Raw genomic sequence first — 331 nt, forward strand, 5'->3', positions numbered from 1 at the left:
GCTCTCGCCACGTCGCCGATCGCTCCGCAACCCTCCAAAAAATCCTTCAGATCCTCGGGCATGCTCTTCGGAACAGTGTTGCCCTCCCGCCGCCAATTACGAAGGTCTTGTCCGAGGTGTACCACAATCCCGTTGGTGGCCTCCCTCTCGTATGTTCGCGGGGGGACTGTCAGCAGATTTCTTTCGCGATATCCGTAGTATTCTCGTGCTATCTCGCCGAACGCCTCCCACCTAGCTTCACTACTGGACTTAATAGCCGCCTTCGCCACGTCGCCGATCGCTCCGCAACCCTCCAAAAAATCCTTCAGATCCTTGGGCATGCTCTTCGGAA

Annotated in this window: 1 protein-coding gene; it reads right to left on the reverse strand. The window is 56.8% G+C overall.

Going from position 1 to position 331, the window contains the following annotated elements:
• Positions 1 to 320, reverse strand: a 320-nt coding sequence (locus tag ACLQ25_RS32870; protein WP_425734616.1) for a hypothetical protein, incomplete at its 3' end; no start/stop codon positions are given.
• Positions 321 to 331: the final 11 nt, after the last annotated feature.

Source organism: Micromonospora sp. DT44 (assembly GCF_049841635.1).
In the GTDB taxonomy this organism is placed as follows: Bacteria; Actinomycetota; Actinomycetes; order Mycobacteriales; family Micromonosporaceae; genus Micromonospora.